This is a genomic window from Muriicola sp., assembly GCF_041567615.1.
GTDB lineage: Bacteria > Bacteroidota > Bacteroidia > Flavobacteriales > Flavobacteriaceae > Muriicola.
Window position 1 is genome coordinate 1 of record NZ_JBFGBM010000163.1, and the last position, 6,425, is coordinate 6,425.

General features: G+C 49.2%; 7 protein-coding genes and 1 tRNA gene. 2 read left to right on the forward strand and 6 right to left on the reverse strand.

Going from position 1 to position 6,425, the window contains the following annotated elements; genetic code table 11:
* The 5 genes from ABYP73_RS10655 to ABYP73_RS10675 form a co-directional block, all read right to left on the reverse strand.
* On the reverse strand, positions 1 to 1,127 hold a 1,127-nt coding region (locus ABYP73_RS10655; RefSeq protein WP_372974308.1), incomplete at its 3' end, for an acyltransferase family protein.
* Positions 1,128 to 1,221: 94 nt separating this feature from the next.
* The gene (locus ABYP73_RS10660) at positions 1,222 to 2,091 is read right to left on the reverse strand and encodes a LytTR family transcriptional regulator DNA-binding domain-containing protein (protein ID WP_372946644.1); all 870 of its coding nucleotides are present in this window, start codon (positions 2,089 to 2,091) and stop codon (positions 1,222 to 1,224) included.
* A 35-nt stretch (positions 2,092 to 2,126) separates the two neighbouring features.
* Positions 2,127 to 2,894: an enoyl-CoA hydratase/isomerase family protein gene (locus ABYP73_RS10665; RefSeq protein ID WP_372974309.1), complete on the reverse strand. Its 768-nt coding sequence runs from the start codon at positions 2,892 to 2,894 to the stop codon at positions 2,127 to 2,129.
* A gap of 21 nt (positions 2,895 to 2,915) precedes the next feature.
* Complete coding sequence (locus ABYP73_RS10670) at positions 2,916 to 4,250, reverse strand: MATE family efflux transporter (RefSeq protein ID WP_372974310.1); 1,335 nt, start codon at positions 4,248 to 4,250, stop codon at positions 2,916 to 2,918.
* Positions 4,251 to 4,260: 10 nt separating this feature from the next.
* A complete protein-coding gene (locus ABYP73_RS10675; protein WP_372974311.1) occupies positions 4,261 to 4,761 on the reverse strand; it encodes a GNAT family N-acetyltransferase in 501 nt (166 codons plus the stop codon).
* 50 nt (positions 4,762 to 4,811) lie between these two features.
* Here ABYP73_RS10675 and ABYP73_RS10680 point away from each other — a divergent pair, with 50 nt between their 5' ends.
* Positions 4,812 to 5,609 carry a universal stress protein gene (locus ABYP73_RS10680; protein WP_372974312.1) on the forward strand — a complete coding sequence of 266 codons (798 nt, stop codon included), beginning with the start codon at positions 4,812 to 4,814 and terminating at the stop codon, positions 5,607 to 5,609.
* A 472-nt stretch (positions 5,610 to 6,081) separates the two neighbouring features.
* Here ABYP73_RS10680 and ABYP73_RS10685 read toward each other — a convergent pair.
* Positions 6,082 to 6,155: transfer RNA gene (locus ABYP73_RS10685), tRNA-Ala, on the reverse strand.
* Between the two features lie 131 nt (positions 6,156 to 6,286).
* Between ABYP73_RS10685 and ABYP73_RS10690 the strand changes: the two genes are divergently transcribed.
* Positions 6,287 to 6,425, forward strand: a 139-nt coding sequence (locus ABYP73_RS10690) for an SDR family NAD(P)-dependent oxidoreductase (RefSeq protein WP_372974313.1), incomplete at its 3' end; no start/stop codon positions are given.

Genomic DNA, 6,425 nt, shown 5'->3' on the forward strand with positions numbered 1-6,425 from the left:
CTGAAGGTGAACGCTTTTTTGAGTTTAAGCCCGAACAAAGGACGGAGCCATTTCCATCGGCGTATGCCGAATTCATAGATGATCCAGGACCCCCCGAAGGTGGCGATGACGAGGTAGAGGAATTTTGGGAGGAATCCCCAGCTGAGATCCATAATAAAATACCCCGAGATGATGGTGATGGTCTGATGCAGGATATAAAATGGGTATACGGCTTCATTGCAATAGGTCAGCGCCCGGCTGGGTCTGTTCCAGTAGGTCGCGGCATAGCCAAAGAGAACCAGGATCCAGGACCACAGGTTAAATACCTTCAGGAGTGCCTCCGTAAAATGTACGGCGATGGAATCTTCAAAGGACAGGATGAGGCCGAGATAGAGCGTAAAACCCATCAGGCCGCAATACAGGTAAAACCGCCTGTTTTGTGTCACCGTGTTCCAGAAAGTATCCTGTACCGTCATCAGGAGGAAGCCATAGAAGAACAGGGTGGAATAACTGGCAATGGCAAACCAGTCGTCTATCAGCGCATGGGTAATATTGAAAAAGGGTTCCAACAGGGATTCCATAAGATAGAGTGGGATCAGGAACCAGAACAGTCCGGTTTTTTCAGAAACCCTGACTTCGACCCATTTGAGGAACCTGCCAGCGGGATTCTTTTTTAGAGAAACGAATACAGGCAAAAGGGCCAGTGAAAACAACAGGAGGTAGGGCAGGAACCAAAGGTGGTGCCAGCTGAGGTTGCCTTCCGGGTAGACCCCCATAAAGGATTGAGCGGGCCAGAAATCAAAATAGGATCCTTGATACTGGCCATTGATGATGCGCTCAATATAGACCTGTGGAGGGACTACAAGCAGCATCCCTATCACCAGGGGAAGGAAAAGCCTTTTGATCCGCTCGGCGCCGAATTGTATCGGAGTCCTTTTATTCAGGGCATAGAATGTACCCATCCCAGAGATCAGGAAGAGGATGGGAAGCCTCCACTGGTTTACAAATAGCATGGGGATCCGGATCGAGGTGTATTCCACGTTGTTCTTGATATGCCACCCCCATGGAACAAAGAACATGCCCACGTGATAAAATATCAACAGCCCAAAAACAAAAACCCTTAACCAGTCCAGATCGTATCGTCTCATGATTGTTGATTTTTGAGTAAAGATATCCGTATTACCAATGCCATGGGATTCTTTGGTACGGATGGCAAGGTTTTGGGACGAATGACAAGAGAATTCACATTCTGACCCGGGATTCAAAAGCGGGGATCATGGTCCTTGACACGGGGATCAAGGCTTCACAGTGTTCCAGGCTCAGCTGGAATCCCTGTGCATTGCCTTTTACGTGTGAGAGAAAGGCGAGGTTGACGATGTAGGAACGGTGTGTCCGGATAATATCTCTAAAAGAGCTGACTTGCTTTTCAAAATCGGTAATGGAGATACGCTTCAATACCTTCACAGGAGCAGGTTCATCCTGTAAATGCAGCACGAGGTAGTTGCCTTCAGCCTTGGCGAAGAGGAACTTTTCCACCTGCAGGTCGAATCTGTCCATTTTAACCTGGGTCTCTATGGGGATGATACTCTTCTCATGACGTCTGTCTTTACCCAGCCTGCTCCGTTCCAGTTCCTGTGCCTCCCTGATGTACCGGGCGTTAAGCCGATTGAAATTCACGGAAACGATCAACCCCACAAGCAGAATACCGACCAGGAAGGTATTGCCGATCTCCTCCCTGAAATAGCCCCAGGACCAGTTGTTGGGGTTGTCGTAAATGAGGTCCCTGACTAAAAACTGTCCGATCCCGATCAACAAGAGGAAGACCGAGAGAAAAAGGATGTCCTTGCCTATGGTCCAGTTTTCATCAATGGATGGGGAGAAATGGATAAAGGGATACATGAGCAGAAGGACCGCAAGAGGCGTAGCTGAATGGATGACACTGATCCAGAAGTAATCCATCTTATGCTCGTCCAGATTGACGTTAAATGGGGTGAAGAAATAGTTGAACAGGAAAGCCAGGATAAAGATCACCAGGGCAAATTGCAGGAGGGTCTTGCCTCTGAAATAAAAGGGATAGGGCGTTTTCAATATATCCTTCAGCTTAAATGCCATGTGGGTCCCATTAGGTGCAAAAGGGTTTGACGATCTTATTTCTTAAAGGCTTCCATAGCCTTTCTGGTCTGTTCGGAAAGGGCCAGTTCTCCTGTAATGGCAGCTCTGTTAAGCAGGAGTTCATCCCAGGTTTCGGCACCTTCCCACAGCACTTTCTTAAGAGCCACAAGGGCCTCACGGTTGTAGGCGGCTAGCTGGGAAGAAAAGAAATCGAGTTCTTTGTCCATCTCTTTGATATTCGGGAATACCTTGGAAAAGAGACCCTTGTCCTTTGCCCAATAGGCGTTCTTCCACTCTGTGGGTGCCAGGGATAGTTCGGAAAGGCCGGATGCCCCAATCTTTCGCTTTACTGCAGGGGCGATCACCAGGGGGGCAATGCCGATCGTAAGCTCGGAAAGCCTGACCGCAGCGTCTTCCGTAGCAAAAACGTAGTCGCAGGCGGAGATCAGTCCGACCCCACCGCCCACGGCTTTCCCCTGAACCCTTCCAATGATGGGCTGGGCACATTTTCTCATGGCATTGATCACATGGGCGAACCCGCTGAAGAAAACAGTTCCTTCCCGGGGGTTAGAGACCGAAAGGAGCTCGTCAAAGGAGGCGCCGGCACAAAAGGCCCTGTCCCCTTCAGATTTGAGGATGATCACGGATACCTCTGTATTCTCAGAGAGATCCCTGAGGATTTTGGTGAGGCGGTCCAGCATTTCGGACACAAAAGAATTGCTCGCCGGGTGGCCAAATTCTACGGTGGCCACCCCGTTCTGAATGTTGGTATAAAGGCTGCCGTTAGCTCGGGTCGTTCCCATGGGTAGTCGCTTTTCTCAAAATTACACCTTTTGTAAAAGGGGGCGAAATTTTCTCCTGAACTTAAATACGAGGGCTCCTCCTCTGATCATCATCCAGACCGTAATGGATATCCATATCCCGTAAAGCCCCAGGTCAAAGTACTGTCCTATGTAAAGGGCGGGGATGAATCCCAAAAAAGTAGCGGAGAGGAGTACATTGCGCAGGTATTTCATCTCACCCAGGCCTTTGAAAAGCCCGTCGAAGACAAAGGCTACCGTATTGATGGGCAGGGCCAGGATCACGATAAAGAAGATGGAATAGAAGGTGCTCAGGACCTCTCCTTCATTCGAGAAGAGCATCCCCAGCGGGCGGTAGAGGACAAAGCCGATGACCATCAGCATCCCGCTTACCCACAGACCGTACAGCATGATCTTTTTCGCCAGCTTCCAGAGGTTGTTATAGTCCTTTGCTCCAAGTAGCCTGCCTCCCATGATATTTCCCGCGGCTCCGTATCCATCGATGAAGAAGGCTGCAAAGAGCCAGAGGTTGATGGCGATGGTATGGGCTCCGATAAAGCGGTCGCCCAGGGCTGTGGCTTCCCTTACGGCCAGGACCAGGGTGATATTAAGGGCAACTGCCCTGACAAAGAGATTGAGGCTCATCCCGATAAGCCTGCCCAGTTCCGGGTGCACGGGTAATCTGGGCATTAGTGAAATATGGGTCTTGACCATCAGCAGGTAAAGAGACATCACAGCCATCACCCCCTGGGAGATCAGGCTGGCCCAGGCCGCTCCTTCGAGGTTCATTGGGGAGACAAGGCCCTCGATTCCATAGACCAGAATGAAATCGAGTACTATATTCAGGGAGGCCCCGGTGATCGCAATCATCATGGGCCAGTAGGTGTTTTGCAGTCCCCTGAAGATCCCCATGACGGCAAAGGCAAAGAGGGTCAGCGGGAAACCCCATACCCGGATGGAATAGTAGGAGATGCAGAATTCCAGGATCTTGCCTTTTGCGTTGAGCAGGAGGAATATTTCCTCTACGATAAATACCGTACCCAGGAGGATGGCGATACTGAGCAATACGTTCAGGGTGATCGCCTGGGCAGGGAGGGTAGAGACCTGGTCGAGTTTTCCCGCACCCAGGTACTGAGAGATTATGGCCGAGATCGCACTGCGGGTCTGCCCCAGGATCCAGATAAGCATAGAGAGAAACGCTCCCACGATCCCGACGGCCGCCAGGGATTCTAATCCATTTTCCGGGATATTTCCCACGATAGCTGTATCGGTGATGGACAGAATAGGCTCGGCTATCCCTGCAATGGTCGCAGGAATGGCAAGGCGGTTGATGGTTTTGAAGCTTACTCGGGTAGTCAAAGGTCAGGGTTTACAGGATGAGTTCATAGCAATAGAAGGGATAGGGACTTTGGTTGGGAAAATACACGGGTTCCAGTTTTTGATACCCCCTGGCTTCATAAAATCGCTGGTTGCGTTTATTCCTGCTGAAGGTATCCAATCTTACGGAAACGCGATCTTCGTATTTTGCCCTGTTCTCTGTCCAGTCCATCAACTGACGGCCAAGACCTTTGCCCTGTTCTTCCGGAAGTACGGCCAGACGGTGTACGTAAATATTATTTCGGTTTGGGGTGAGCCATTGAACCGACTTGTATTCTTCGTCCATGAGTGAGGAGACCGTGATACATCCAACGATATGGCCTGAAGCTTCCATGACGTAGAGCTCCCCTCGGCTGTGATCCTTCAGGAAGGCATCTTCTGAAGGATACAGATCATTCCATTGTTCGATGCCCATTCCAATCATATGAAGTGCACAGGCCCTGGCAAGGCCTATGATCTTGGGAATTTCGCCTAACTTTGCAGGTCGTATCATCTAATCAAGCCAATTATTGCGTAAATTTAGAGTTTAAATACCTAACCGTTATGAAGAACATCCTAGTACCTATCGGAACCTCTCCCAATGCCCATGAAACGCTGCAATACGCAGTGGATCTCGCTGCCCAGTTCTCTTCAAGGGTCTTTGTGATGGAGGTCTTTACAGTGGCCGGGGTATCCGGAAGCCTCATCGATATTTCTGCCATGGTGGAAAAGAGCGGAAAGGAGCGATTAAAAGAGGTCATCGGGAAGGTAGATGCAAAAGGTGTGGAGATCAAAATAGCTACTTATAAAGGCGACCTCATAGACGGCCTGAAGGATATAGATAACGAGATCGGGATTGACCTTCTCGTCATTTCACCGAGGAGCAACGACATCAAGGAAGAACTGTATCTGGGACATACTTCGGGGCGAATGATCAAGCGGACGGACATCCCTACCCTGATCGTCCCCAAAGGCACGGAGTTCAGTCCGTATAAACTGATCCTGACAGGGTTCAAATCAGGTATCCTAAAGAGGAAACGGATCTTGAATCCCCTGATTGAGATAAAGAACAAATTCGAAAGTGAGATACGATTATTGCTCGTGAAGACTCCGGGGTACACAGATAAGGACCTGCAGGTGAATACGGCCCTTTTGGATATTAGTACTACCCTGACCATGGCGGAACACGCCACTACCTATCTGGGTATACTGGAACACATACAGCTGGTCAACCCCGATCTCCTGTGTGTATTCAGGAGGAAAAGAGGTGTCTTTATGAATCTTTGGGAGAAAAACACCATCCACAAATCCGAATTCTCTGCCAAGATCCCGGTTTTGGTCCTGAGCGTCAAGAAGGATTAAGGATCATCTGTAATCTTAAGTGAATGGAATACCGGGTTAGCTTCGCTGCTCCGGATGATCTCCCGTCCTGCAAATGCCATTTTCATCGCTTTTTTAATGCCTGCGGCCTTTGCGCTTCACAAAACAAAAAACCGCTCGAGTACGCTCGGCGGTTTCATTTAAAAGTGGGAAAACCGGGTTAGCTGTCGCTGCTCCGGATGATCTCCCGTCCTGCAAATGCAATTTTCATCGCTTCTTCAATGCCTGCGGCTTTTGCGCTTCACAAAACAAAAAACCGCTCGAGTACGCTCGGCGGCTTTTCTTATTTGGATTACCGGGTTAGCTTCGCTGCTCCGGATGATCTCCCGTCCTGCAAATACAAAAATTTGATATCGGGTCTTACAGACCTGGCCCTTCTTCATTAAAAAAACCACTCAAGCGAGCTTGGTGGTTTTTTGAATTCTGAATCGCACAAATTTTTGTGCTTGATCTGTGGAGAATACCGGAGTCGAACCGGTGACCTCTTGCATGCCATGCAAGCGCTCTAGCCAGCTGAGCTAATCCCCCGCATTGGAAGCGCAAAGGAACTAATTTTTAAGTAAGTTTCAAAATCCACGCTTTTTATTTTAAGAAAAGAATAACGCCTGAATTTTCAGTTCTCCTTTTTCACTTCTTATTTTGGAGGAAAATAAAAAGACATGAAAGGAAAAGTAGCGTATATCACTGGAGGTACAAAAGGGATAGGATTTGGGATCGCAAAAACACTTTTGGAAGCCGGGATGAAGGTAGCCATCAGTGGCAGGAGGCAGGAAGATGCGGAAAACTCGGCCCAAAGGC

Excerpts from the sequence above, each read along its gene's own strand:
- ABYP73_RS10660 (WP_372946644.1), bottom strand. The coding sequence starts at position 2,091 with ATGGCATTTAAGCTGAAGGATATATTGAAAACGCCCTATCCCTTTTAT.
- ABYP73_RS10665 (WP_372974309.1), bottom strand. The coding sequence starts at position 2,894 with ATGGGAACGACCCGAGCTAACGGCAGCCTTTATACCAACATTCAGAAC.
- ABYP73_RS10675 (WP_372974311.1), bottom strand. The coding sequence starts at position 4,761 with ATGATACGACCTGCAAAGTTAGGCGAAATTCCCAAGATCATAGGCCTT.
- ABYP73_RS10680 (WP_372974312.1), top strand. The coding sequence starts at position 4,812 with ATGAAGAACATCCTAGTACCTATCGGAACCTCTCCCAATGCCCATGAA.